We start from the raw sequence: 23,463 nt of genomic DNA, 5'->3' as shown, positions 1-23,463 counted from the left end.
TGACCGGTAACAGCGTTGCGAGACTCACCCGCCGTCGCGTAACAACGCAGCAAGTCGGAGGAGGAGGCATACAATGGCATACAGTGGCGCTTATGCAGAAATCTATGATGGCTGGAAGGCAGATCCCGAGGGGTTCTGGATGAAGGCCGCAGGCGGCATCGACTGGATCAAGCACCCTTCCCGCGCGCTGAATGCCGATCAGGCGCCGCTGTATGAATGGTATACCGATGCGCAGGTGAATGCCTGCTGGAACGCGGTGGACCGCCATGTTCTGGCCGGGCGCGGCGATCAGCTGGCGATCATCCATGACAGCCCGGTGACCCATACCAAACATGGCATCACCTATGCCGAACTGCTGACGCGTGTGTCCACCCTCGCCGGGGCGCTGCGCGCCAAGGGCGTGGAAAAGGGCGACCGGGTCATCATCTATATGCCGATGGTGCCCGAAGCGCTGGAAGCGATGCTGGCCTGCGCCCGGCTCGGTGCCGTTCATTCGGTGGTGTTCGGCGGGTTTGCCGCCAATGAGCTGGCGGTGCGGATCGACGACTGCAAACCCAAGGCAATCATTGCCGCCTCCTGCGGGATCGAACCGAACCGCGTGGTGCATTACAAGCCGCTGCTGGATGGCGCGATCGAACTGGCCGACCACAAGCCGGATTTCTGCGTGATCTTCCAGCGCGAACAAGAGGTTGCCAAGCTGATCGAGGGCCGTGATGTGGCCTGGCATACCTTCCAGTATGGGGTGGAGCCTGCCGATTGCGTGCCGGTCGACGGCAACCACCCCGCCTATATCCTCTATACTTCCGGCACCACCGGCGCGCCGAAAGGCGTGGTGCGGGCCACCGCCGGGCATCTGGTGGCGCTGAACTGGTCGATGCGCGCCATTTTCAACGTGGGCGTGGGCGATGTGTTCTGGGCCGCCTCGGATGTGGGCTGGGTCGTGGGGCACAGCTATATCTGCTATGGCCCGCTGATTGCGGGCTGCACCACACTGGTGTTCGAGGGCAAGCCGGTCGGCACGCCGGATGCAGGCACCTTCTGGCGAGTGATCAGCGAGCATAAGGTCAAAAGCTTCTTCACCGCCCCCACTGCACTGCGCGCCATCAAGCGCGATGACCCGGAAGGGCTGCTGATCCGCAATTACGATCTGAAGGGCCTGTTTGCGCTCTATCTGGCCGGAGAGCGCGCCGATCCAGATACGATCCAATGGGCCCAGCGCCATCTGAAGGTGCCGGTGATCGACCATTGGTGGCAGACCGAAACCGGCTGGCCGATTGCCGCAAACCCGCTGGGCATCGAAGAGCTGCCGGTCAAGCTGGGCAGCCCCTCTGTGCCGATGCCGGGCTATGATGTGCAGGTGCTGGACGAAGGCGGGCATCCGGTGTCCTCGGGCACGCTGGGCGCGATTGCAATCAAGCTGCCGCTGCCGCCCGGCACCCTGCCGACGCTGTGGAATGCACCAGAGCGGTTCCAGAAGGCCTATCTCAGCCATTTCCCCGGCTATTATGAAACCGGCGATGCGGGTTATATCGACGAGGACGGCTATCTTTACATCATGGCGCGCACCGATGACGTGATCAACGTCGCGGGCCACCGCCTGTCGACCGGCGCGATGGAAGAGGTGCTGGCAGGCCATCCCGATGTCGCGGAATGTGCGGTGATCGGTGTGGCGGATGCGTTGAAAGGGCAGTCGCCGCTGGGGTTCCTGTGCCTCAACAAAGGCTCGGGCCGCGATCATGCCGATGTGGTCAAGGAATGTGTCAGCCTGATGCGCGAAAAGATCGGCCCCGTCGCTGATTTCAAGCGTGCCTGCGTGGTCGACCGCCTGCCCAAAACACGCTCGGGCAAGATCCTGCGCTCCACCATGGTGAAGATCGCGGATGACGCACCGTTCAAACTGCCCGCGACCATCGACGATCCGGCGGTTCTGGATGAAATCCGCACGGCCTTGCAGGCTCTGGGTCTCGCTCGCGGCTAAGTTTGCACAGCGGCCCGGCAGGGGATCCCCTTGCCGGGCCGGAATAATCGCCGGGCGGTCGGCGGTTGCGGTTCAGATGAACTGCTCATGCGTCAGGCGTTCTTCCAGACCATGACCGGGGTCGAACAGGATCCGGTGGCGCACCGTCGGTTCCGAACGGATCTCGACACTCAGCACATCGCGGAACGACCGGCCATCCGCATCCGCCATCACCGGGCGTTTGGCAGGCTCCAGCACATCAAAGCGCACCGTGGCGGTTTTGGGCAGCAAGGCCCCGCGCCAGCGCCGGGGCCGGAACGCCGCCATCGCGGTCAGCGCCAGCACGTCCGACCCGATCGGCAGAATCGGGCCATGCGCCGAATAGTTATAGGCCGTCGATCCCGCAGGGGTGCAAAGCAGCGCGCCGTCACAGACCAGCTCCGGCATCCGCTCCCGCCCATCCACAGAAATGCGCAGCTTTGCCGCCTGCGGCCCTGCGCGCAGCAGGCTGACCTCATTGATCGCCAGCGCCCGGTATTCGCGCCCCGATGCCGTGACCGCGTGCATGGCCAAAGGGTTGATCACCTCTTCTTCGGCCACTGCCAAGCGCTGTTCCAGCCCGGTTTCGGCGTAGATATTCATCAAAAAGCCGATTGTGCCACAGTTCATGCCGTAAACCGGCAGTTCCAGACTTTGGGTTTCATGCAGGGTTTGCAGCATGAACCCGTCGCCCCCCAGCGCCACGATCACCTCGGCCTTCTGCACCGGAACGTCGCCGTGACGGGCGGTCAGCTCTGCCAAGGCCTGTTGGGCGGCGGGGGCGTTGCTGGCCCGGAATCCGATGCGCATGGGGCATGTCCTTCCTTGTCCTTGCGCGCCAGTCTTGGGCTGCGCGCCGGGCAAACTCAACCCCTCGCCCGGCCTGTTCGCAGACAAAAAGTTTCCGATACGCTACACGCACTTCGCTTGAATCCGGCGCGATGTCGGTTTCTGCCCTTCCCTGTCGCAGGGGGCATGGTCTAAATGGCCGCGAATACGACTTCCCAACAGGAGACGCCCATGACTGCCAGCCGCGATTCCGGTTTCTTCACCGAAGCCCTCGCCACCCGTGATCCCGAACTGTTCGGTTCGATCACCTCGGAACTCGGCCGCCAGCGCGACGAGATCGAGCTGATCGCCTCGGAAAACATCGTCTCGCGCGCCGTGATGGAAGCGCAGGGGTCGGTGATGACCAACAAATATGCCGAAGGCTATCCGGGCAAGCGGTATTATGGCGGCTGCCAGTTCGTCGATGTGGCCGAGAATCTGGCAATCGAGCGGGCCAAACAGCTGTTTGGCTGTGCCTTTGCCAATGTGCAGCCCAACTCCGGCAGCCAGGCCAATCAGGGCGTGTTTCAGGCGCTGATCAAACCCGGCGACACCATTCTGGGCATGGATCTCGCCTCGGGCGGGCACCTGACGCATGGGGCGGCCCCGAACCAGTCCGGCAAATGGTTCAACGCGATCAAATATGGCGTGCGCCAGCAAGACAGCCTGATCGACTATGATCAGCTTGAGGCGCTTGCAGTGGAACATCAGCCCAAGCTGATCATCGCCGGTGGCTCTGCTGTGCCGCGCCAGATCGACTTTGCCCGCTTCCGCGCGATTGCCGACAAGGTTGGTGCCTACCTCATGGTGGACATGGCGCATTTCGCCGGTCTGGTGGCCGGTGGCCAGCACCCCTCGCCCTTCCCCTATGCCGATGTCGCCACCACCACCACGCATAAAACCCTGCGCGGCCCGCGTGGCGGCATGATCCTGACCAATAACGAAGAGATCGCCAAAAAGGTGAATTCGGCGATCTTCCCGGGCATTCAGGGCGGTCCGCTGATGCATGTGATCGCCGCCAAGGCCGTGGCCTTTGGCGAGGCGCTGCGCCCCGAGTTCAAGGACTATGCGGCACAGGTCATCAAGAACGCGCAGGCGCTGGCCGATGAGCTGATGAAAGGGGGCCTCGATATCGTCACCGGCGGCACCGATACCCATGTGATGCTGGTGGACCTGCGCCCGAAAGGCGTGAAGGGCAATGCGACCGAAAAGGCACTTGGCCGGGCGCATATCACCTGCAACAAGAACGGCATCCCGTTTGACCCGGAAAAGCCGACCGTCACCTCGGGCGTGCGCCTTGGCACCCCGGCCGGGACGACCCGTGGTTTTGGCGAGGCTGAATTCCGCCTGATCGGCCAGTGGATCACCGAAGTGGTCGACGGTCTGGCTGCAAATGGTGAAGACGGCAATGCCGAGGTCGAAGCTGCGGTGAAGGCCAAGGTCGCAGACCTTTGCGCCAAATTCCCGCTCTACCCGACGCTCTGATCCCGAAAGGCCCCGCGATGCGGGGCCTTTTTCCTTGCAAGAGAGGCGCCGGCGTTTGCCCGGCCCCATATCCTCCATGTCCCACGCCCCGCACTCGACCCGGATCGAACGCCGCCTTGGCGATTGGGCACGCGCGCGCCTGCCCTATGGGTTGGCCGAAATCACCATGTTCGTGCTGAAACAGGGTTGGGCCTGCCTGTTCGGCGGGCTGCTGCTGGCGGCCATTCTGATCAGCCGCGCGGTCTGGCAACCGGACTGGCCGCTGCACCGCTATGATGCGCTGTTCCTGTTTGCCATCGCCACGCAGGCACTGTTTCTGTGGGCGCGGCTGGAAACCTGGGAAGAGGCGCGGGTGATCCTGCTGTTTCATCTGACCGGCACGGCGATGGAATGGTTCAAGGTCGGCGCGGGCAGCTGGAGTTATCCCGAACCCGCCGTGTTGAAGCTGCTGGGCGTGCCGCTGTTCTCAGGGTTCATGTATGCCTCGGTCGGCAGCTATATGGCGCGGGTGATCCGCATCTTTGACATGCGCTTTGCCCCCTACCCGCCATTCTGGCTGACGGTGCTGTTTGCCAGTGCCATCTATGTCAATTTCTTTGCGCATCACTTTGTGCCGGATATCCGGCTGGGGCTGTTTGCGGCCTCGCTGCTGCTGTTTGCCCGCACCCGCGTCTGGTTCCGCATCTCGGACCGCGACTGGTGGATGCCGCTGCCGCTTGCCGCCTTTCTGTCGAGCCTTGCGCTCTGGGTGGCCGAGAATATCGGCACCGCCACCGGCACCTGGCTCTATTCCGGGCAGATCCCCGGCCAATGGGTCAGCTTTGGCAAACTGGGGGCGTGGTATCTGCTGCTCTATGTGGCCTTCGTCACTGTGACCTTGGTCAGCCGCGCCGCACTCAGACCAGCCCACGCCATTTCAGCACCAGCAGAACCCCGGCCGCCAGCACCAGAAAGCCGAAGGTGATCTGCGCCGCCATGCCCATCAGCAGGCCCTTGCGCCGCGCGGCGGCCCCAAGCGGCGCGAGATACCGCACGCAGATGTCATAGGCTTCGGCCACCTCGCCCTCGTCCACCTGCAACAGCAGTTTCGGGTTCTGCGACATATGCGCGGCTTCGGCCAGCCGACCTGCTGCCGCCCGCACCTTGCGCGGCAGCCGCCCGCCGCCCCGGCCCAGCTTGTCAGCCAGACCATTGCCCCGGATGCGCAGCCGGTCCTCCATCAGGCCCGCCACGCGGTCGGCCATCTGCTGTATGGTGATCGCGCCCATTGTCCCTGCCCCGGTTTTTCGTTGCCCGAAGCTTACGCCGCAGCGCGGGGCGCTTCAACACCTCTGGCCGTGCCGCGTGCGGGAGGCTAAACCTGTTTCATGCTGAACACTGTCCACCACCCCGCCACCACGCCCTCTGACCTGCCGCCCCTGCTGATTGCGCATGGGCTTTATGGGTCGGCCCGCAACTGGAACGTGATTGCCAAGCGGCTGTCGGACACGCGCAATGTGCTGACGGTGGACATGCGCAATCATGGCGAAAGCCCGTGGATGCCCAGCCATACCTACCCCGAGCTTGCTGTCGATCTGGCCGAGGTGATTGCCGCCGCCGGTGGGCAGGCCGATGTGGTTGGTCATTCCATGGGCGGCAAGGCGTCCATGATGCTGGCCCTTGCCCATCCCGAGGCCGTGCGCCGTCTGGTGGTGGCCGATATTGCCCCGGTGGCCTATGCGCATGACCAGACGCAATACATCACCGCGATGAAGGCGATGGATCTGACCGATCTGACCACCCGCGCCGAGGCCGACCGCCGCCTTGCCGCCTTCGTGCCGGAAGCGCCGCTGCGGGCATTTTTTCTGCAATCGCTGGACCTCAAGGCCGAGGGCGGGCCGCGCTGGCGGCTCAACCTTGATGTGCTGGCCGCCGATATGGCCAGAATTGTCGGCTGGCCTGCGCCGACGGGCCAGTTCGATGGCCCGGTGCTGTTCCTGACCGGCAGCGAAAGCCCCTATGTCAAGCCAGAGCATCGCGCGCTGATCCGCCCGCTGTTCCCCAATGCCCTCTTTGCAAAGCTGGCCGGGGCCGGGCACTGGCTGCACGCCGACAAGCCGCGCGAGTTTGAAGATACCCTGCGCGTGTTCCTCAACAGCTGACCCCCGCTGTCAGGCCAGTGCCCGCGCCACCAGCCAGCTGACCGGCACCGCCGCCACAAAACCAAGCGCTGCCGCCAGCAGGATCGGTTGCAGGGTGTCGTGCCCGGTGGTCAGCGCCACCACGATCCCCACCCCCATCAGGGTGGTCGACGCCATGGAAAAGATAACCATCATCAGACGGGTCATTTGAAACCTCTCGATCCGGACGCGCGTCCACCTGCAGAATGCGCCCGCTTCCGGCGATTTGCCTTGATCTTGGTCAATTCTGCCGGGCTGGCTTGACCTTCCGCCAGCCTTGGCAGAGGCTCTGCCCAAAATATAACCACCAGCAGGTTCCCCATGCCCCTCAGGATCGACAGCGCCGAACTCCGCCTCGTGCGCCTGCCGCTAATCACGCCTTTCACCATCTCCACCGGCACGATGTATGAGAAGCTCTTCCCGCTTCTGGTGCTGCGCGCCGATGGGATCGAAGGGTTTGCCGAAGGCGTGATGGACCCGCTGCCCGATTATCTGGATGAATCGCTGCCCGGCACGCTGGCGCTGCTGCGCGATGTTCTGATCCCCGCGGTGGTCGGCAAAAGCTTTGCCAACCCGCAGGCGCTGGCGCCGGTGCTGGCGCCGTGGCGCGGGCATCAGATGGCACGGGCGACGCTGGAAATGGCGTTCTGGGATCTCTGGGCCAAATCGCTGAACCTGCCGTTGCAGACGGTACTGGGCGGCGCGGGCGACGCGGTAGATGTCGGCGTGTCGCTGGGCATCGGTCCGATCGACAGCACGGTCGAACGGGTCGGCAGCCATCTGGAGCAAGGCTACAAACGCATCAAGCTGAAGATCATGCCGGGCCATGACCTGACGCTGGTGCGCGCGGTGCGCGCGGCCTTCCCCGATGCGCATCTGACGGTAGATGCAAATTCCTGCTATACGCTCGCCGATACGGCGCTACTGGGCCGGTTGGATGCCTTCGATCTTGACTATATCGAACAACCGCTGGCCTGGAATGACATCCACGACCATGCCACCCTGCAACAGCGCATTGCCACGCCGATCTGCCTCGATGAAAGCATCAAGGGCGTGCAAGAGGCGCGCAAGGCGCTGCAAAGCGATGCAGCGCGGGTGATCAATATCAAGGTCGGGCGGTCGGGCGGTTATCTGGACAGCCTGCGCATCCATGATCTGTGCGCCGCCTTCAATGTGCCGGTCTGGTGTGGCGGCATGTTGGAAAGCGGCGTGGGCCGCGCCCATAACATCCACCTGTCCACCCTGCCGAACTTCACCAAACCCGGCGATGTGTCCTCGGCCAGCCGCTATTTCCACCGCGACATCGTGGAGCAGAAGCTGGAAACCGTGGCAGGCCGGATGCCGGTGCCGCTGGAAGGGCCGGGCTTGGGCGTGACGCTGGATCAGGCGTTCCTCGCCACGGTCTCGGACGCGCCCGAGGTGTTCCGGCCATGAGCGAGATCACCTTCCGCGATCTGGACGGCATGGCGGAGTTCCGCACCGCAGAAGAGCTGCAACGCGCCGTCTGGGGCGAAGGCGACAAGGAAGACCCTGCCGATCTGATGATGGTCATGCAGCATGAAGGCGGGCTGGTAGCGGGGGCGTTCCGCGACGGGCAGATGCTGGGTTATGTGTTCGGTTTTCCAACCGCCACGCCCGGCGTGCAGCATTCGCACCGGCTGGCCGTGCTGGAAGCGGCGCGCGGGCTGGGGCTGGGGGTGCGGCTGAAATGGTATCAGCGTGACTGGTGTCTGGCGCGCGACATCCGCCATGTGCGCTGGACCTATGACCCGCTGCGCCTGCCCAATGCGACGCTGAACATTCATCGGCTGGGGGCGCAGGCCTCGACCTATCTGCCGGATTATTATGGCGCGATGGAGGGCATCAACAAAGGTGCGCCGTCCGACCGCCTGATGGCGGACTGGTTTCTGGACAGCCCGCGCGTTGTGGCCTGTGCCGCAGGCGCGCCACTGCCCTATCCGACAGATCCCGCCGCGCGGGTGGCCGTGCCCGCCGATTTTGGGGCCTTGTTGCACGCGGACCCGGCAGCGGCGCGCGCCGCCCGTCTGGAAAACCGCGCCACCTTGCAACAGGCCTTTGCCCAAGGCCAGCGCATCACCGGCTTTGACAGCGCCAGCCGCAGCTATCTGCTGACAACCGGCTGAGCAGGGGCAGGTCTGCGGGGCATCGAGCCCCGCAGACCTGCGGCCGCAGGGGCGGCTCTGGCGCAGAGCGCCCTAGGTTGGGCAAGCTGGCCGCAGAAGATGAGTATTTTTACAAAGTGCAAACAGGTGATTGTCAATCGGCTTGCAAACTTGACCCCTTATTGGAGTGAACCCCTCGGGCTGGACCACAGGAGCCTGAAGATCTGATACGCTGAACGGGCCTTGTTTGGAGAAGGCTCATGACATCACGAGGTCCCTACCGTCGACATTCGACCGCATTCAAGCTGCAGCTCTGCCAAGATATCCGGGCCGGCGTCATCGGGCGACGCGATGCGCAACGCAGCCATAACATCTCTGCCAACCTCATCCAGCTTTGGCTGACCCAGTTCGACCGTGGCGAGCTGACGGACGAGGAGGCCGAAGCCAGCGTCATCGCCGAATACGAGGCCCGCATCGCAGCCCTCGAGCGCAAGGTGGGCCAGCTCACGATGGAGCTGGATCTTGCCAAAAAAACACCGCGGATGCCGACCGCCAACAACAGCGAGAAGTCCTTCGTGATCAGCGGCCCCGCACCTGCTCCATCAGGCGGGGGTGCAAAGCCATGAACCTGCCTCGCAGCACCTATTATTACCGCCCCGCCGCCAAGGCCGAAGGGCTTACAGACGCTGAACTCACGGCCATCATCGAAGACATCCAGGATGAACTGCCATGCTACGGCTACCGCCGCGTGACCCATGAGCTTCGTCGCCACGGGTTTGTAGTCAATCACAAGAGGATAGCACGGGTGATGCGGGAGGCGGGACTTGGCATCAAACCCCGCAGGCGCTTTGTCAGAACGACGGACAGCAGGCACGATTCCCCAATATTCCCGAACCTTTACGGCAACATCATCCCTGATCACCCGGACAGGGTTTGGGTCGCAGACTTCACCTACATCCGCGTTGCGACAGGGTTCTGCTATCTGGCGGTCATTCTGGATGCCTGCAGCCGCAAAGTTGTCGGTTATGCGCTGTCGCAGCGTCTCGACACGCCCTTGGCACTTGCGGCTCTGCACTCGGCCGTGGCCAACCGAAACCCTCCCGAAGGCTGTCTCCATCATACGGATAGGGGTTGCCAATACGCATCTCAAACCTATCGCGATGCTCTTCAGGCCGCAGGTCTGCGCGGTTCCATGAGCAGCGTCGGAAACCCCTATCACAACGCACAGGCCGAAAGCTTCATGAAGACGCTGAAGGTCGAGGAAGTCTACAGGGCCGGATACGAAACCTTCGCCGACGTCGCGGCCCGCTTGCCCAAATTCATCGAGCAGGTTTACAACTCGAAGAGACTGCACTCCGCCCTCGGCTACCGAACCCCCGAGGAATTCGAAACCCTATTCGCCCAAAAGGCGGCTTAGCTCAGATGGCACCCCTATGGTCCAGCCCGAGGGGTTCACTCCATATCGGCGTCCAAAATTGACCCCCCTATGCTGCGTCGAGATCAGGGCCTGAGTCGGCGGAACTTATCACAGAGTGGAGGCGGGTCAGGCCCTGATCAGGGTCAGGCGCGGTTTTTGAAGCGCCATGACTCGTTGCCGGTCTCAACGATCTCGCAGTGATGGGTCAGGCGGTCGAGGAGCGCCGTGGTCATCTTTGCGTCGCCGAAGACGGTCGGCCATTCGCCGAAGGCCAGGTTGGTTGTGACGATGATGGAGGTGCGTTCGTAGAGGCGGCTGATCAGGTGGAAGAGCAGCTGTCCGCCGGATTGCGCAAAGGGCAGATAGCCGAGTTCCTCGAGGATTACAAAGTCGAGGCGGGTCATGTAATCGGCCAGCCGTCCCTGTTTGCCGCCGCGAGTCTCGGTTTCAAGCTGGTTCACCAGATCGACGACGTTGTAAAAGCGGCCGCGGGTGCTATTGCGGATGAGCGCACGGGCAATGGCGATTGCGAGGTGGATCTTGCCGGTGCCAGTGCCGCCGATGAGGACGACATTGCGCTGGTCCGCGACGAAGCTGCCGGTGGCCAGTTCCCGAACCAGCCCCTCGTTGATCGGAGTGCCGGTGAAGTCGAACTCTTCGATATCCTTGACCAGCGGCAGTTTGGCGACGGTCATCTAGTAGTGGATCGATCTGGCCTGCTTCTCCGCGATCTCGGATTGCGGCAGGTCACCGACGATGCGGGGCGGTTCGTGCTGGCGCTTGATGCCCGCGGCCATGACCTCTTCATAGGCGCTGCGCATCCCGTAGAGCTTGAGGCTGCCCATCAGGTCTAAGATTTGGGTGCGTTCCATGTCGGCTGGTCCTCCTGAGGCTGTCGTAGCGAGCGCAATCGGCCACGGGTTCGTGGGTCAGGCGCAGCGCGGTGGGGGTGAGTAGAAGTGGTGGCGGGGTTGGGTCACGTCGTCGGGCGAGGATGTTGATGACGACAGGCACGGAATGGACGCCCTGATCCACGGCTTCCCGGCAGGTGGCTTCGGGCTTGCAACCCGTCATCGGGCACGCAACTCAGGATATGGACCATCTGCCGGTTGCCATCATCGCTGCCCTTCAACTTGCGCCGGATCGCAGCCATGGCGGGCGGAAGCACCCAGTCCTTGAACGGAGCCCCATTACGCAGCGCGCCGGGTTTTGCGTGCCAGCACAGGCACATAATGCCACGGATCATAGACCGTCTGGCCACGCCCGAAGGCGCGGGCATGTTCCCCAACCACCACGCCATCCTGTCGGATGACGATGCGTTCGGCGTAAGCATGCACATCTACGGGACGTCCGACGGCAGTCGCCAAGACCGAGTATTTGTTGTTGTCGAACCGCACCGTGCAGGTATTCCATACCGAGGTTGGCACGCTGTGGAAGTCATCGAAGCGGCCGACGTATGGAACGAGGTGGGGCCGCTCGGCCTCGAACATCTCCCAGATCGTCTTGTCGGTCTCTTCCACATGGCGGTGCGCCTTTGCTTAGGCCACGCATTTTTCCAGCAGCCAGGCGTTCAGTTCGTCCAGACTTTTGACTCCAAGGCGCGGCGTAAAGAACCGTTCCCTCACCAGCCCGACCTGGTTCTCGACCTGACCCTTCTCCCCGCCGGACGCCGGGGTGCAGGCAACGGGTTGGACCAGGTAATGGCTGCACATCTGCAGGAAGCGACGGTTGTAATGCCGTTCCTTGCCGGTGAAGACCGCCTCCACCGCCGTCTTCGTTCGGCCTGGCCTCGGACCGATGGCGGCCAAGCCTCACTGTCGTAGATGCCGCGTGTGCAGGTGCCCTTGAAGAAGGCGAAGGCCCGGTCATGGGCGTCAAACACCATCTCCCCTCGCCATTGTCCTCGGACCAATGGCGGACAATGGCTCGATCTCGCGCATGTAGGCTCGGGCGAACATCATCCGGCTGTGGCAAAGCCGGACGTGCGCCACCTTCACCGTCACCGTGACGCCGGAGATCACCACGACTTCATGGCTCCAGTCGAACTGGTATGCCTCGCCGGGCGCATAGTAGAGCGGCACATAGGCTTCCGCCGTCACCGCGCCCCGGTTCTGCGACCAGCCCTTCGCGAACCGGCGCACGGCATCATAGCCGCCCTCGTAGCCCAACCCGCGCAACTCTTCAAAGATGCGGATCAGCGTCAGCCGTTCCCGCGACGGCTTGTTCGCGTTGGACGACAGGAACTGCTCAAGCTGTCCCTGCCACGGCCCGATCCGCGGCATCGGCTGGCGCTCACGCTCGTAGCTGAAGTCCGTCTCGTCAGACCGCAGGATCTTCCGGACGGTATTCCGCGACACGTGCAGTTCCCGCACGATCTTCTTCACCGACCACTTCTGGACATAGTAGGCCCGTCTGACCCGCGCGATCGTATCCACTCGCTTCATCCCCCACTCCGTTCGCTGCCCCGCAACGAACGGTCTGATAGAACTTCAAGGGGGGCAAAATTGGACGCCGATACCCCGCCTTAGGGGGTCAAATTTGCACGCCGAAACAAACAGGCGGTCAGCGTCCGGTCAGCCAGTTGCCGAGACGGGCCAGCCGCGAGAGCGGGATGCCGAGGCGCTGTTCGCGGGCATCGGCCTGGTTCAACAGCGCATACATGCCCTGCACGCCCAGCCAGCGCAGCGGCTCTGGCTCCCATCTGCGGACCTTGTGATTGACCCAGGGCAGTCGGGTCAGATCGGTCGCGCGCCGCAGCGCAAGATCCGCCAACGTGCGGCCTGCGAGGTTGGAAGTGCTGACACCCACCCCGACATAGCCGCCCGCAAAGCCAAGCCCGGTTTCGGGCGTGAAGCCCACGGTGGCGCACCAGTCGCGCGGCACGCCCAGCACGCCACACCAGGCATGATCGACCGGCACGGCGACGGCATCGGGAAAATGGCGGTGCAGGATTGCGGTCAGGCGGCGGATGGTTTCGGCATCAGGCGCGCCGCCGGTATCGGTGCGCGAGCCGTATTTATAGGGCACGCCGCGCGCGCCCACGGTGATGCGGCCTTCGCGGGTGCGTTGGCAGTAGCAATATGCATTGTTGAAATCGCCCAGAATTTCATGGCCTTGCCAGCCGATCTTCTGCCAGATCTCGGGCGGCAGCGGGGCAGTGACGATCTGGGCGGAGTTCAGCGGCAGCCAGTCGCGGTGATGGCCCGGCAGATCCGCGGTGAAACCTTCGGTGCAGCGCAGCACGATGGCCGCGCGCACCCGGCCCTGCGCGGTCTGCACCTGACCCGGGCCATAGGCGGTGACGGCGGTGCCTTCGACGATCCGCACGCCCAGAGCTTCGACTGTGCGAGCGAGACCCTGCACCAGTTTGGCGGGCTGTACACGGGCGACACCCCCGACCCGCAGCGCAGCAAGCGCGCCGGGGATCTGAATTCGCGCGCTGAGTTCTGCCTGCGATAGCAGGCTCACACGATCCTCGCCCCAGCTTTGCCGGTGCTGCGCTTCGGCCTGCATGCGCGCGCGTTGGGCGGGGTTGGTAGCCACCATCAGCTCATCGGTGCGCAGGATGTCAGCGTCGATGCCTTCGGCTGTGCAGACGCGGATCACCTCCTCCACCGTGCCGCCCATGGCCTGCACCATGGCGCGCACCGCTTCGGGGCTGGAATGGCGCAGATACCGGTCGTGCGACCAGGCGAACCCGCCGGTAAGCCAGCCGCCGTTGCGGCCCGACGCACCAAAACCTGCGAATTCCCGCTCGACAATCAGGATATTCAGGGCTGGATTTGCCTTTTTCAGATAATAGGCGGTCCAGAGGCCGGTATATCCAGCACCGATGATACAGATGTCGGCCTCGGTGTCGCCTGCCAGCGCCGGGCGCGGCGGCGGCAGGCCGATATCGGCATACCAGAAGGAAATCTCACCGATGCGCATGGGGCTGGCCTCCGTTTGTGGCGCAGGCTAGCGCGGATCAGGCGTTTGATCAAATGTGATAGCGCGGCGATCAGATCGGCGCCCCTCTCGCCGTGCGAAAGGGGCCACCAAAGATCAACCGTTGAACAGGAAGTGCAGAACGTCGCCGTCCTTCACCTCATAGGTCTTGCCTTCCACGCGGAACTTGCCCGCCTCTTTAGCGCCCGCCTCGCCCTTGCCTGCGATGTAATCATCATAGGCAACGGTTTCGGCGCGGATGAAGCCCTTCTCGAAATCGCCATGGATCACGCCGGCCGCCTGCGGCGCGAGCGTGCCTTTGGTGATGGTCCAGGCGCGGGCCTCCTTGGGGCCGACGGTGAAATAGGTTTGCAGGCCAAGCAGCTGATATCCCGCGCGGATCAGGCGATCCAGACCGGCTTCGTGCAGGCCCATCTCCTCCAGGAACATCACCGCTTCCTCATCGGGAAGCTGGCTGATCTCTTCTTCGATCTTGGCCGAAATCACCACCGAGGCCGCGCCCTGCCGTGCCGCCATTTCGGCCACACGCGCTGACTGGCTGTTGCCTTCCGACGCCTTCGATTCCTCGACGTTGCAGACATAGAGCACCGGCTTGGAGGTGAGCAGTTGCAGCATCTCCCATTGCTTGCGGTCATCCGCCGCCACGGTGACGGTGCGGGCGGGCCGGCCCTCGTTCAGCGCCACCTGTGCCAGCCGCAGCAGGCGATCCTGATCGAGGCTGTCCTTGTCGCCGCCCTTGAGCTTGCGCGCGAGGTTGGCCAGCCGCCGCTCGATCGAATCCATATCAGCCAGCATCAGCTCGGTCTCGATGGTTTCGGCATCGGCGACGGGATCAATCCGGCCTTCGACATGGGTGATGTCGCCATCCTCGAAACAGCGCAGCACATGGGCAATCGCGTCGCATTCGCGGATATTGGCGAGGAACTGGTTGCCCAGACCCTCGCCTTTCGAGGCACCGCGCACGAGGCCCGCGATATCAACAAAGGTCATCCGCGTCGGGATGATCTGTTTGCTGCCGGCAATGGCGGCAAGTTTGTCCAGCCGCGCATCGGGCACCGCCACTTCGCCCACATTGGGTTCGATGGTGCAGAAGGGAAAATTGGCCGCCTGCGCCGCCGCCGTGCGGGTGAGCGCGTTGAAGAGCGTCGATTTGCCCACATTCGGCAGGCCGACAATGCCCATCTTGAAACCCATGACCGCGATCCCCTTTGCGAAATTCCGCTTGGCTTCTAGGGCGCGGGGGGAAGAATCGCAAGCGCGGCTTTGCGGCCAGGGCGGGATCGGCCTGCGGAACGGCAAAGCCCCATTGCTTTTCAGCGTGGTTTTTTGCACACCGGGCGGAACTGCCAGAGAGGATGCCCGATGACCCGGATTGATGCCAAATTTGCAGCCCTGAAGGTCGAGGGCAAAAAGGCCTTTGTCGCCTATATCATGGGTGGCGATCCGGATGTGGCCACATCGCTCGCCGTGATGAAGGGTCTGCCGGAGGCCGGGGTCGATGTGATCGAGCTGGGGATGCCCTTTACCGATCCGATGGCGGACGGGCCGACGATCCAGTTGGCCGGACAGCGGGCGCTGGAAGGCGGCATGACCATGGACAAGGTGCTGGCCATGGCGACCGAATTCCGCAAGGGCGATGACCGCACGCCCATCGTGCTGATGGGCTATTACAACCCGATCTATGCGCGCGGCGTCGACCGTTTTCTGGCCGAGGCGCAGGCCGCCGGGATCGACGGGCTGATCGTGGTCGATCTGCCGCCCGAAGAGGACAGCGAGCTGTGCCTGCCCGCGCAGGCCGCCGGGCTGAACTTCATCCGGCTGGCCACGCCCACCACCGATGATGCCCGTCTGCCCAAGGTGCTGCAGAATACCAGCGGGTTTGTGTATTACGTCTCGATCACCGGCATCACCGGCGCTGCGGCGGCGAAGGCGGCGGATGTGGCCCCCGAGGTGCAGCGCATCAAGGCGCAGACCGATCTGCCGATCATCGTCGGCTTTGGCATCACCACGCCCGACAATGCCCGCGACATCGCCGGGATTGCAGATGGCTGTGTGGTGGGGTCGGCCATCGTCAAGGATATCGGTGCGGGTAAACCCGTGGCTGAGGTGCTGGCCAATGTGGCCGCCCTTGCGGCAGGGGCCCATTCGGCCTGAGCCCTGCCCCTCAGGCTTGCTGAAAGCGCATCCTTCCGGGTGCGCTTTTCCTTTTGGCCGGAGCCGTGCGGCGCTGTTGTTTGAGTATTTGAACAAAGTGCAAGCCAGAGGCTTGGTTCTTGCATTGATCCGCAAGGATTGGTAAAGGATTCTAACCAATATCGGGAGTTTTGAACGCCATGACCGTCATCGCCTGCATCGACGATCTGAAACGGCTGCACCGCAAGCGTGCCCCGAAGATGTTCTACGATTATGCCGAAAGCGGCAGCTATACCGAGCAGACCTTCCGCGACAACACCACGGATTTTCAAAAAATCCGCCTGCGCCAGAAGGTTGCGGTCGATATGTCGAACCGCTCTGTCGCCGGAACCATGATCGGTCAGCCGGTGGCGATGCCGGTGGCGCTGGCGCCGGTGGGGATGACCGGGATGCAGTCGGCAGATGGCGAGATCAAGGCCGCGCGTGCCGCCGAGGCCTTTGGCGTGCCCTTCACCCTGTCAACCATGTCGATCTGCTCGATCGAGGATGTGGCGGCCCATACCAGCAAGCCGTTCTGGTTCCAGCTTTATGTGATGCGCGACGAAGAGTTTGTCGACAATATCATCGCGCGTGCCAAGGCGGCGGGCTGTTCGGCGCTGGTGCTGACGCTGGATTTGCAGATCCTGGGCCAGCGGCACAAGGATCTGAAGAACGGGCTGACCGCCCCGCCCCGCCTGACCCTGCCCAATATCGTGAACATGACCACCAAACCGGCCTGGTGCATGGGAATGCTGGGCACCAGACGCCGCAGCTTTGGCAATATTGTCGGCCATGCCAAAGGCGTGGGCGATCTGTCCTCGTTGACCAGCTGGACCAATGAACAGTTCGACCCGCAGCTGGACTGGGGCAAGATTGCCCGCCTGCGCGAAAAATGGGGCGGCAAGATGATCCTGAAAGGCATCCTTGATGCCGATGACGCGCGGCGTGCCGCCGATTTCGGGGCCGATGCCATTATCGTCTCCAACCATGGCGGGCGGCAACTGGACGGCGCGCTCAGCTCCATCCGCATCCTGCCGTCCATCGTGGCGGCGGTAAAGGGACAGACCGAGATCTGGCTCGACAGCGGTATCCGGTCTGGGCAGGACATCCTGAAGGCGCTGGCGATGGGGGCCGATGCCACCATGATTGGGCGCAGCTATATCTACGGTCTGGGTGCGATGGGTCAGGCCGGTGTCACCATGGCGCTGGAGATCCTGAAGAAAGAGCTGGATATCACCATGGCGCTGTGTGGTGAACGCGACGTGGCGGCGCTGGGGCGGCACAACCTGCTGGTGCCCAAGGATTTTGAAGGCGATTGGGTGTAAGCTCAGGCCTTCTGCCGCGCCATCAGCGGCGACAGGATCAGCACCAGCAGCAACATGGCGGCGGCAAAGACAAAGGCGGCACGCAGGCCGAACAGGCCTGCCAGAAAGCCCAGCATCGGCGGGCCGAAGAAATAACCGAAATAGCCATAAAGCGTGGCGCGGGCCACGGCACGCGCACGCGCTACCGGATTGGCAAGCCGACCCACCAGTGAAAAAGCGGTGGGCGCGATCACCGAAGAGCCGAGCCCCATCACGATGAATCCTGCATAGGCCATGGTCGGCGTGCTGGCCAGCGCCGCGCCGAGGGCACCGCAGGCCGACAGCATCGCGCCGCCCATCAGCAACCGGAACGGATTGAGCCGCGCCACCAGCCCCTGCCCCGCCAAACGGGCAAATCCCATGGTCAGCGCCAACGCCGCAGGCCCCATCGCGCCTTCCGACGGGCTGCCGCCAAGCGTCTTTTCGATATGCAGCGCCGACCAGTTCTCGGCGGCGTTTTCGGTCAGAAAGGCGATCAGCACGATGCCGCCGCCGATCAGCGGCACAAGGCCCAGCCCGGCGGCCCCCTGCCCTTGCGGCCTGGCCAGCCCGTGAATAGTACCATCCGCCTCGAAACACAGCAGCGCCACCAGACCGGCCGCCAGCGCCGCTGCCGCCATCACCCAGCCCGGCGGCCAGGCCCCGTCGCGCAGCACGCCGGTTGCCAGCGCGCCGCCGGCATATCCAAAGGAATAGGCGGCATGGCACAGGTTCATAAGATGCAGGTTCCGGCTGCTTTCCAGCGCCGCGACACGGGCGTTCATCAGCACATCGGTCAGGCCGGTGGCCGCACCCATCGCCATCATCGCCAGCGGAAACAGCCAGAGCATCGTCACTTGCCCCGGCAGCACAAAGGCCGCCGCCATGGCAAGCGCCGACAGCGGCAGGGCCACCCGCCCCAAGGCCACCCCCACCCCCGGTGCCAGCAGCATGGCCGTCACCGCCGCCAGCGGCGTCATCAGCATCAGCAGGCCCAGTTGCGCCTCGCCCACGCCAAGCTGCGCTTTCAGATCGGGCAGCACGGCGGCGAATGTGCCCCAGAGTACCCCCATCGCGGCAAAGGCGGCCAAAGGCGCGCGCGCCGTTCTGAGCAGGGACAGGGCGGGCATGGTCGGCTCCTTCAATCGCCCCGTGCTAGCCCGCCCCCGGCCCGCCGTCATGCCCGCAGGCGACAGATCATGTCGCAGAGAGTCCCAGACTGCGCTGACACGCCACCCCGGCCATCGCGCCATCTGCCGCCGCAAACACCGCGCCGAACACCGGGCGCGCAAGATCGCCTGCGGCAAAGACGCCGGGCACCGATGTCGCCTTCATCATGTCCGTGGCGATATAGGGGCCTTGCGGTCCGGTCTCCATCTTGCAGCCAAGCTGCTGCGGCAGATCGCTCGCCGGTTCGGCGCGGCTGACCATATACAGCACCGCAAGCGGGATGCGCCGCCCATCCGCCAGATGCAGCGCGCGCAGCCGGGCACCCTCGGCCTCGATCCGCTGCACCGGGCTTTGGATCACCGGGATGCCCGCCGCCGCAAGCGAGGCCATGTCTTCGGCGTTGGCATCGGGATCAAACACGGTCAGGCCGGGGGCCCAATCGGTCAGGAACTGGGCGTGTTCCACGACTTTGGCGCCTGACATCAGCAAGCCTGTCGGCTGCCCCGCCAGTTCATAGCCATGGCAATAGGGGCATTGAAAGGCGGTCTGACCCCAGATCTGTGCCAGCCCCGGCAGATCGGGCAGGATGTCCCGCATCCCATGGGCAAGGATCACCCGGCGCGCCCGCAGCGTGCCCCCGTCTGCCAGCGTCAGGGTAAAATCGTCGGGGCCACCGTGGATCGTTGTCACATGGCCAGGGATCAGCACCGCCTCGGGGTAGGCCAGCAGATCACGCAGCCCGGCGGCGCGGATCTCGGCAGGCGGGCGGCCATCCTGCCCCAGAAAGCCATGCGCGCTGCTGGCGGCGCGGTTGCGGGTCTCGCCCGCGTCGATCACCGCCAGGCGCTTGCGCCCCCGCGCAAGATAGAGCGCGGCGGTCAGCCCGGCAAAACTGCCGCCCACCACCGCCACATCCAGCAATTCGGTGGGTTTCGGGGTGTCATCTGTCGTTCGGGGGATGTTCTGTGCCATAAGGGGCCTCTGTGCTTTGATTTCGACTCACGCAACAAAGATAGTTACATGAAACGCAATAGCAAGCTGTCCCTTGCCCTGCATGCGCTGGGGCATATGGCGCTGAGGCCGCAGGTGGCGCAGACCTCTGAGCAGATTGCCGCACATCATGCGACCCATGCGGTTGTGGTGCGGCGGGTGTTCGGCCTGCTGCGCAGCGCCGGGCTGCTGACATCGGAAAAGGGCCATCACGGCGGCTGGCGGCTGGCCCGCCCGGCCGAAGCGATCACCGTGGCCGATATCTACCGCGCGCTGGATGAGCCGTTTCTGAACGCAGCCCCTCTGTCCCCCGCACCGCATGGCACCTGCGCCATCGAAGCGGCCATGGCCGATGTCGTCTCGGCGGCGATGGTCGAGGCCGAAGCGGTGATCCTGCGGCACTTCGCGGCGCGCAATCTGGCCGATCTGGCACAGGCGATGGGACAGGCGCGCGCGATTTCCTCTTTCCCCCAAGGCGATTCCCCGCTATAGGCCCCCGGTCGCGCCATGCACCCTTGGAGGATGGCGGATTTATATATGGAGAATACCTATGGCACGCGAGATCCCGGATCTTCAGGCTGTGGTGCGGACGGGGACAGGCAAGGGGGCCGCTCGTCAAGCTCGTCGTGAGGGCTACGTACCCGGCATCGTTTATGGCGACGGCAAAGAGCCGCAGCCGATCAACCTTGGCTACAACATGCTGCTGAAGCGCCTGAAAGCAGGCCGCTTCCTGTCGACGCTGATCAACCTCAAGGTTGAAGGCCAGCCCGACGTGCATGTGGTCTGCCGTGGCGTCCAGCGCGACGTCGTGAAAGACCTGCCGACGCATATCGACTTCATGCGCCTGCACGATGACAGCCGCATCAACCTGTTCATCCACGTCACCTTCATCAACCACGAAGCAAGCCCCGGCCTGAAGCGTGGCGGCACGCTGACCGTGGTGCGCCCGGAAGTGGAGCTGGAAGTTCTGGCCTCCGACATCCCGAGCGAAATCGTGGTTGACCTGACCGGCAAGACCTTCGGCGACGTGATCCACATCAGCGACGTGGTTCTGCCGAAAGGCGCAAAGCCGACCATCGAGCGCAACTTCGTGATCGCCAATGTGACCGCCCCGACGGGTCTGGTTGCAGGCGAAGACGAGTAAGATTTCCCATTCGGGAAAACAAAAACGCGGCAGGATCTTCCTGCCGCGTTTTTTCATGTCTACTGCCGGGCTTCAGACCCCGGTAAGCTGGGTCAGGTGTGCGGGAAAATCGACGCCCTTGCCCGCCGCATTCACCGTGTCGAAATAGTCATGCCAGCCGGTTGCGGCGATGCCCGACAGCAGCGCCGCCTGCGCCTCGGCATCGGGCAGACGCCAGACCGAAAAGAACTGTTGCGGCGCGGGATGGATGGATGGCTCGGTTTCGCCAAATGCGATGGGTTCCACACCCAGGGCCGACAGCGCCCCCATGCCTTCGGCGATGCTGGCGAAATAGCTTTGGCGCTCTGCCAGGCTCAGCGCCAGCCATGCGGGTTTCGGGCTGTAAAGCTCGGTCAGGTAATGGGGCATTGGAAAATCCTTGTTGCCTTGGGGAGTCAGGATGCGGCCTTGCCGGCATCGGTGTTGCGCCAGACACGGGCCAGAAGGCCGGTCAGGGTTTGCTGTTCGGTTTCGGACAGGCCGGAAAACAGCGTCGAAATCCATGTGGTGTGCCGCGCGAACAGATCCTGCGCCATGGCCGCCCCTTTGGCAGACAGCAGCACCCGGATCTTGCGGCGATCAGCCAGCCCGCCTTGCCGGGCCAGAAAGCCGTCCCGCTCCAGCCCGTCGAGCAGCCCGGTCACGGTAGCGCGGCTTACGCCCGCCCGTTCGGCCAATTCATGCGGAGACAGCCCTTCGGCCTGCCCCTGCAACAGAAACAACATCACGAACTTGCCTTCTGACAGACCGAAGGGCGCAAGCCGGGCGGCGCAATCGTCATCTATCGCCGTCGCCAGCGACAGCATCTGAAGGCACAGCCGCAACGGCGCGATCCCGGTCGCGCCACGGCGCTCTGCCTCTTGCAACAGGGCGGTATGTTTTTGCTGGAGTATCATAAGTCAGCATATAGTTTATCGCCTAATCATATGTCAAGCGCTCCACCCGGCACGCTTTTGACAAACCGCCCCGCAATCCTCTGATAGCGCTGCCACAGATGCCCACACGACACAGGTCAGCGACATGCGCCAGAAGCACGCCCACCCCAGTCTGGCCGAAGCCACCAATCTGCCCCACATTGCCGCGCTCAGCTTTGGCGGCCCTGTGGGGCAGATTGCGGTGATGCACCGCATTCTGGTGGAGGAAAAGAAATGGATCGGTGATGCACGGTTCCTGCACGCGCTGAACTTCTGAATGGTGCTGCGCGGTCCCGAGGCCCAGCAATTGGCCACCTATATCGGCTGGCTGATGCACCGCAGTTGGGGCGGCGCGCGCTGAAAAACACCACGATGCTGGCCATCGCTGCGCTGTCCTTTCTGGCGATCTTTGCGCTGGGGGCCCCCTTTCCGGTGATCGTGCTGCTGGCCGCCGCCTTGGGCGGGGCCGGGGCCAAGGCCGGTCTGCCCGCCTTTCACGGCAGCGGCCGGCATGGGGCCATGGGCAAGACGCATGTGGCAGATGCCGAGACGCTGCTGGGTGCAGAGTTGCACGATATGCCAACCAGCGCCCGGCGCGGGGCCATCGGTGCCGGGCTGGTGGCGCTGTGCCTGTGGCTGATCCCGTTGGCGGCGCTGGCGGGCATCGGTTTCTTTGCGCTGGGGCTTGGTCTGACTCAGGCCTCGCCCGCCTGCGCCATGTGCCAGCGCCAACGCGCATCCGTCTCCACGGCGCGCCCGGCCTTGTCGCACAGCCGCGCCGCATAATCGGCGCAGCACAGATGATGCAGGCGGCGCACGCCGGGCAAGGCCATGGCTTCGGCATGGATCAGATCAAACGCCGCCTCATGGCGCAGCGCCGACAGATCCCGCAGCTCATTGCGGTTGGTCGAACGGTAATAGCTGTCATTATACCGATCCGCCCCCTGTACCGCCGAGGGTGTTCCCTGTTTCAGGCCCCAGCTTTCTTCGGACCGCAGCATGTAATGGTTCATCTGCGCCACCTCATGCGTGGTCAGATCGGCGGGAAGCATGCGCAGATAAGGCCCTTCGGGCGACCAGTCGGGCACCGTCACCCCTTCGCTGTTCACAAACCGCAGGGGCGGCGCGGCCTTGTCCGCGGACAGCCGCTTCGGCCCATGTTCGCCCAAGGCCCCGAAGGCCAGCGGTGCCCGGTGCAAGACCTTGATCCAGCGCGAGATCCAGTTGCGCGTCGGCCCAGCGCGGCGAAACTGCCGATGCGTCAACCCGTCCTGCCACTCTGCAATGCCCGAGGTGCCGAACACGCGCCAGTTGATCGCCATGGCCAGCATGTCAGGCCCGCTCTCGGCCAGATGCGGGGCCAGCAGATCCGCCAGCTTGCCCGCGCCGCGATGGATCACCAGAAATTCGTCGACATCACAGACCAGCACCCAATCGGCCCGCCGCACCGCCGGATGGCGACGCGCCTGTTTCAGCTTGGCCGCCACCACCTTTTCGCCCGGCACCACATCCGAGCGCAGGTGATGCACCCATCCCGCCCGCGCCAGATGGTCCAGCAACTCGGGCGAATGATCGGTGCAATCATTGGTGACGATGACCAGATCGGTGAAGCCCAGCATCCGATACCAGCAGACCCATTCCACAAGGAACGGCCCTTCATTGCGCATCGAACAGACAACCGTCGCCTTCACCAAGACCTCCGTTTCCCGGCAGACTCGGACCTCGGCGGTGCGAA

At 63.9% G+C, this 23,463-nt stretch carries 24 protein-coding genes and 2 pseudogenes; 14 read left to right on the top strand and 12 right to left on the bottom strand.

The window, feature by feature from the left end:
• The first annotated feature begins 73 nt into the window (after nucleotides 1-73).
• Nucleotides 74-1,978 carry a propionate-CoA ligase PrpE gene (prpE, locus tag KM031_RS13785; protein ID WP_215506949.1) on the top strand — a complete coding sequence of 635 codons (1,905 nt, stop codon included), beginning with the start codon at nucleotides 74-76 and terminating at the stop codon, nucleotides 1,976-1,978.
• Nucleotides 1,979-2,050: 72 nt separating this feature from the next.
• On the opposite strand, the gene KM031_RS13780 is transcribed toward prpE, so the two are convergent.
• On the bottom strand, nucleotides 2,051-2,806 hold the full coding sequence (locus KM031_RS13780) for an NAD kinase (protein ID WP_215506951.1): 756 nt from the start codon (nucleotides 2,804-2,806) through the stop codon (nucleotides 2,051-2,053).
• 210 nt (nucleotides 2,807-3,016) lie between these two features.
• On the opposite strand from KM031_RS13780, the gene glyA reads away from it, so the two are divergent.
• Together glyA and KM031_RS13770 are read left to right on the top strand one after the other, a co-directional pair.
• Nucleotides 3,017-4,309, top strand: coding sequence for a serine hydroxymethyltransferase (glyA, locus tag KM031_RS13775; protein WP_215506953.1), 1,293 nt, complete (start codon nucleotides 3,017-3,019; stop codon nucleotides 4,307-4,309).
• Nucleotides 4,310-4,385: 76 nt separating this feature from the next.
• Complete coding sequence (locus KM031_RS13770; protein ID WP_215506955.1) at nucleotides 4,386-5,273, top strand: DUF817 domain-containing protein; 888 nt, start codon at nucleotides 4,386-4,388, stop codon at nucleotides 5,271-5,273.
• Here the strand turns inward: KM031_RS13770 and KM031_RS13765 are convergent.
• The gene (locus KM031_RS13765) at nucleotides 5,206-5,577 is read right to left on the bottom strand and encodes a hypothetical protein (protein ID WP_215506957.1); all 372 of its coding nucleotides are present in this window, start codon (nucleotides 5,575-5,577) and stop codon (nucleotides 5,206-5,208) included. The two genes, KM031_RS13770 and KM031_RS13765, sit on opposite strands and share 68 nt — an antisense overlap.
• A 99-nt stretch (nucleotides 5,578-5,676) precedes the next feature.
• On the opposite strand from KM031_RS13765, the gene KM031_RS13760 reads away from it, so the two are divergent.
• Entirely contained in the window at nucleotides 5,677-6,450 is a 774-nt protein-coding gene (locus KM031_RS13760) for an alpha/beta fold hydrolase (RefSeq protein WP_215506959.1), read from the top strand.
• A 9-nt stretch (nucleotides 6,451-6,459) separates the two neighbouring features.
• Here the strand turns inward: KM031_RS13760 and KM031_RS13755 are convergent, their stop codons facing one another.
• Nucleotides 6,460-6,636: a CTP synthetase gene (locus tag KM031_RS13755; RefSeq protein WP_215506961.1), complete on the bottom strand. Its 177-nt coding sequence runs from the start codon at nucleotides 6,634-6,636 to the stop codon at nucleotides 6,460-6,462.
• A gap of 153 nt (nucleotides 6,637-6,789) precedes the next feature.
• On the opposite strand from KM031_RS13755, the gene menC reads away from it, so the two are divergent.
• The 4 genes from menC (at nucleotide 6,790) to KM031_RS13735 (ending at nucleotide 10,008) form a co-directional block, all read left to right on the top strand.
• Entirely contained in the window at nucleotides 6,790-7,902 is a 1,113-nt protein-coding gene (gene menC, locus KM031_RS13750) for an o-succinylbenzoate synthase (protein ID WP_215506963.1), read from the top strand.
• Entirely contained in the window at nucleotides 7,899-8,612 is a 714-nt protein-coding gene (locus KM031_RS13745) for a GNAT family N-acetyltransferase (protein ID WP_215506965.1), read from the top strand. The genes menC and KM031_RS13745 overlap by 4 nt, the downstream gene beginning before the upstream one ends.
• Nucleotides 8,613-8,851: 239 nt before the next feature.
• Nucleotides 8,852-9,217 (top strand): hypothetical protein, encoded by a 366-nt coding sequence (locus tag KM031_RS13740; RefSeq protein WP_246567528.1) that lies wholly within the window; start codon nucleotides 8,852-8,854, stop codon nucleotides 9,215-9,217.
• Nucleotides 9,193-10,008: an IS3 family transposase gene (locus tag KM031_RS13735; protein ID WP_260692143.1), complete on the top strand. Its 816-nt coding sequence runs from the start codon at nucleotides 9,193-9,195 to the stop codon at nucleotides 10,006-10,008. Before KM031_RS13740 ends, KM031_RS13735 begins: the two co-directional genes overlap by 25 nt.
• Before the next feature lie 143 nt (nucleotides 10,009-10,151).
• On the opposite strand, the pseudogene istB reads toward KM031_RS13735, so the two are convergent.
• The 4 genes and pseudogenes from istB to ychF form a co-directional block, all read right to left on the bottom strand.
• Nucleotides 10,152-10,880: pseudogene (istB, locus tag KM031_RS13730) on the bottom strand (IS21-like element helper ATPase IstB).
• A pseudogene (gene istA, locus KM031_RS13725) lies at nucleotides 10,813-12,452 on the bottom strand (IS21 family transposase). The pseudogenes istB and istA overlap by 68 nt, the downstream one beginning before the upstream one ends.
• A 118-nt stretch (nucleotides 12,453-12,570) precedes the next feature.
• Complete coding sequence (locus tag KM031_RS13720; RefSeq protein ID WP_215506200.1) at nucleotides 12,571-13,938, bottom strand: NAD(P)/FAD-dependent oxidoreductase; 1,368 nt, start codon at nucleotides 13,936-13,938, stop codon at nucleotides 12,571-12,573.
• A gap of 114 nt (nucleotides 13,939-14,052) precedes the next feature.
• The gene (gene ychF, locus KM031_RS13715; RefSeq protein ID WP_215506199.1) at nucleotides 14,053-15,150 is read right to left on the bottom strand and encodes a redox-regulated ATPase YchF; all 1,098 of its coding nucleotides are present in this window, start codon (nucleotides 15,148-15,150) and stop codon (nucleotides 14,053-14,055) included.
• Nucleotides 15,151-15,318: 168 nt separating this feature from the next.
• On the opposite strand from ychF, the gene trpA reads away from it, so the two are divergent.
• Entirely contained in the window at nucleotides 15,319-16,110 is a 792-nt protein-coding gene (gene trpA / locus KM031_RS13710; protein WP_215506198.1) for a tryptophan synthase subunit alpha, read from the top strand.
• 179 nt (nucleotides 16,111-16,289) lie between these two features.
• On the top strand, nucleotides 16,290-17,453 hold the full coding sequence (locus tag KM031_RS13705) for an alpha-hydroxy acid oxidase (protein ID WP_215506197.1): 1,164 nt from the start codon (nucleotides 16,290-16,292) through the stop codon (nucleotides 17,451-17,453).
• 2 nt (nucleotides 17,454-17,455) lie between these two features.
• Here KM031_RS13705 and KM031_RS13700 read toward each other — a convergent pair whose 3' ends face one another.
• Together KM031_RS13700 and KM031_RS13695 are read right to left on the bottom strand one after the other, a co-directional pair.
• Nucleotides 17,456-18,601: an MFS transporter gene (locus KM031_RS13700; protein WP_215506196.1), complete on the bottom strand. Its 1,146-nt coding sequence runs from the start codon at nucleotides 18,599-18,601 to the stop codon at nucleotides 17,456-17,458.
• Between the two features lie 67 nt (nucleotides 18,602-18,668).
• Nucleotides 18,669-19,613 (bottom strand): NAD(P)/FAD-dependent oxidoreductase, encoded by a 945-nt coding sequence (locus tag KM031_RS13695; RefSeq protein WP_215506195.1) that lies wholly within the window; start codon nucleotides 19,611-19,613, stop codon nucleotides 18,669-18,671.
• 48 nt (nucleotides 19,614-19,661) lie between these two features.
• Between KM031_RS13695 and KM031_RS13690 the strand changes: the two genes are divergently transcribed.
• Complete coding sequence (locus KM031_RS13690; RefSeq protein WP_215506194.1) at nucleotides 19,662-20,123, top strand: Rrf2 family transcriptional regulator; 462 nt, start codon at nucleotides 19,662-19,664, stop codon at nucleotides 20,121-20,123.
• Between the two features lie 58 nt (nucleotides 20,124-20,181).
• Nucleotides 20,182-20,775, top strand: a complete 594-nt coding sequence (locus tag KM031_RS13685; protein ID WP_215506193.1) for a 50S ribosomal protein L25/general stress protein Ctc — start codon at nucleotides 20,182-20,184, stop codon at nucleotides 20,773-20,775.
• A 72-nt stretch (nucleotides 20,776-20,847) separates the two neighbouring features.
• Here the strand turns inward: KM031_RS13685 and KM031_RS13680 are convergent, their stop codons facing one another.
• Both KM031_RS13680 and KM031_RS13675 read right to left on the bottom strand, forming a co-directional pair.
• A complete protein-coding gene (locus KM031_RS13680; protein WP_215506192.1) occupies nucleotides 20,848-21,183 on the bottom strand; it encodes a DUF6616 family protein in 336 nt (111 codons plus the stop codon).
• Between the two features lie 26 nt (nucleotides 21,184-21,209).
• A complete protein-coding gene (locus KM031_RS13675) occupies nucleotides 21,210-21,710 on the bottom strand; it encodes a MarR family winged helix-turn-helix transcriptional regulator (RefSeq protein ID WP_215506191.1) in 501 nt (166 codons plus the stop codon).
• Nucleotides 21,711-21,834: 124 nt separating this feature from the next.
• Here KM031_RS13675 and KM031_RS13670 point away from each other — a divergent pair, with 124 nt between their 5' ends.
• Together KM031_RS13670 and KM031_RS13665 are read left to right on the top strand one after the other, a co-directional pair.
• Nucleotides 21,835-22,005 carry a chromate transporter gene (locus tag KM031_RS13670; protein WP_246567153.1) on the top strand — a complete coding sequence of 57 codons (171 nt, stop codon included), beginning with the start codon at nucleotides 21,835-21,837 and terminating at the stop codon, nucleotides 22,003-22,005.
• Between the two features lie 95 nt (nucleotides 22,006-22,100).
• Nucleotides 22,101-22,514 (top strand): hypothetical protein, encoded by a 414-nt coding sequence (locus KM031_RS13665; protein WP_246567152.1) that lies wholly within the window; start codon nucleotides 22,101-22,103, stop codon nucleotides 22,512-22,514.
• Here the strand turns inward: KM031_RS13665 and KM031_RS13660 are convergent.
• A complete protein-coding gene (locus tag KM031_RS13660; RefSeq protein WP_215506190.1) occupies nucleotides 22,424-23,419 on the bottom strand; it encodes a glycosyltransferase family 2 protein in 996 nt (331 codons plus the stop codon). The genes KM031_RS13665 and KM031_RS13660 overlap by 91 nt on opposite strands.
• Nucleotides 23,420-23,463 lie beyond the last annotated feature (44 nt).

Source organism: Gemmobacter fulvus (assembly GCF_018798885.1).
GTDB lineage: Bacteria > Pseudomonadota > Alphaproteobacteria > Rhodobacterales > Rhodobacteraceae > Gemmobacter > Gemmobacter fulvus.
The sequence above is the reverse complement of the archived record's forward strand: the minus strand, read 5'-3'. Positions and strand labels throughout refer to the sequence as shown.

Bases quoted from the DNA above. Each gene is read 5' to 3' on its own strand.
- prpE (WP_215506949.1), top strand. From the start codon at position 74: ATGGCATACAGTGGCGCTTATGCAGAAATCTATGATGGCTGGAAGGCA.
- KM031_RS13780 (WP_215506951.1), bottom strand. From the start codon at position 2,806: ATGCGCATCGGATTCCGGGCCAGCAACGCCCCCGCCGCCCAACAGGCC.
- glyA (WP_215506953.1), top strand. From the start codon at position 3,017: ATGACTGCCAGCCGCGATTCCGGTTTCTTCACCGAAGCCCTCGCCACC.
- KM031_RS13770 (WP_215506955.1), top strand. From the start codon at position 4,386: ATGTCCCACGCCCCGCACTCGACCCGGATCGAACGCCGCCTTGGCGAT.
- KM031_RS13765 (WP_215506957.1), bottom strand. From the start codon at position 5,577: ATGGGCGCGATCACCATACAGCAGATGGCCGACCGCGTGGCGGGCCTG.
- KM031_RS13760 (WP_215506959.1), top strand. From the start codon at position 5,677: ATGCTGAACACTGTCCACCACCCCGCCACCACGCCCTCTGACCTGCCG.
- KM031_RS13755 (WP_215506961.1), bottom strand. From the start codon at position 6,636: ATGACCCGTCTGATGATGGTTATCTTTTCCATGGCGTCGACCACCCTG.
- menC (WP_215506963.1), top strand. From the start codon at position 6,790: ATGCCCCTCAGGATCGACAGCGCCGAACTCCGCCTCGTGCGCCTGCCG.
- KM031_RS13745 (WP_215506965.1), top strand. From the start codon at position 7,899: ATGAGCGAGATCACCTTCCGCGATCTGGACGGCATGGCGGAGTTCCGC.
- KM031_RS13740 (WP_246567528.1), top strand. From the start codon at position 8,852: ATGACATCACGAGGTCCCTACCGTCGACATTCGACCGCATTCAAGCTG.
- KM031_RS13720 (WP_215506200.1), bottom strand. From the start codon at position 13,938: ATGCGCATCGGTGAGATTTCCTTCTGGTATGCCGATATCGGCCTGCCG.
- ychF (WP_215506199.1), bottom strand. From the start codon at position 15,150: ATGGGTTTCAAGATGGGCATTGTCGGCCTGCCGAATGTGGGCAAATCG.
- trpA (WP_215506198.1), top strand. From the start codon at position 15,319: ATGACCCGGATTGATGCCAAATTTGCAGCCCTGAAGGTCGAGGGCAAA.
- KM031_RS13705 (WP_215506197.1), top strand. From the start codon at position 16,290: ATGACCGTCATCGCCTGCATCGACGATCTGAAACGGCTGCACCGCAAG.
- KM031_RS13700 (WP_215506196.1), bottom strand. From the start codon at position 18,601: ATGCCCGCCCTGTCCCTGCTCAGAACGGCGCGCGCGCCTTTGGCCGCC.
- KM031_RS13695 (WP_215506195.1), bottom strand. From the start codon at position 19,613: ATGGCACAGAACATCCCCCGAACGACAGATGACACCCCGAAACCCACC.
- KM031_RS13690 (WP_215506194.1), top strand. From the start codon at position 19,662: ATGAAACGCAATAGCAAGCTGTCCCTTGCCCTGCATGCGCTGGGGCAT.
- KM031_RS13685 (WP_215506193.1), top strand. From the start codon at position 20,182: ATGGCACGCGAGATCCCGGATCTTCAGGCTGTGGTGCGGACGGGGACA.
- KM031_RS13680 (WP_215506192.1), bottom strand. From the start codon at position 21,183: ATGCCCCATTACCTGACCGAGCTTTACAGCCCGAAACCCGCATGGCTG.
- KM031_RS13675 (WP_215506191.1), bottom strand. From the start codon at position 21,710: ATGATACTCCAGCAAAAACATACCGCCCTGTTGCAAGAGGCAGAGCGC.
- KM031_RS13670 (WP_246567153.1), top strand. From the start codon at position 21,835: ATGCGCCAGAAGCACGCCCACCCCAGTCTGGCCGAAGCCACCAATCTG.
- KM031_RS13665 (WP_246567152.1), top strand. From the start codon at position 22,101: ATGCTGGCCATCGCTGCGCTGTCCTTTCTGGCGATCTTTGCGCTGGGG.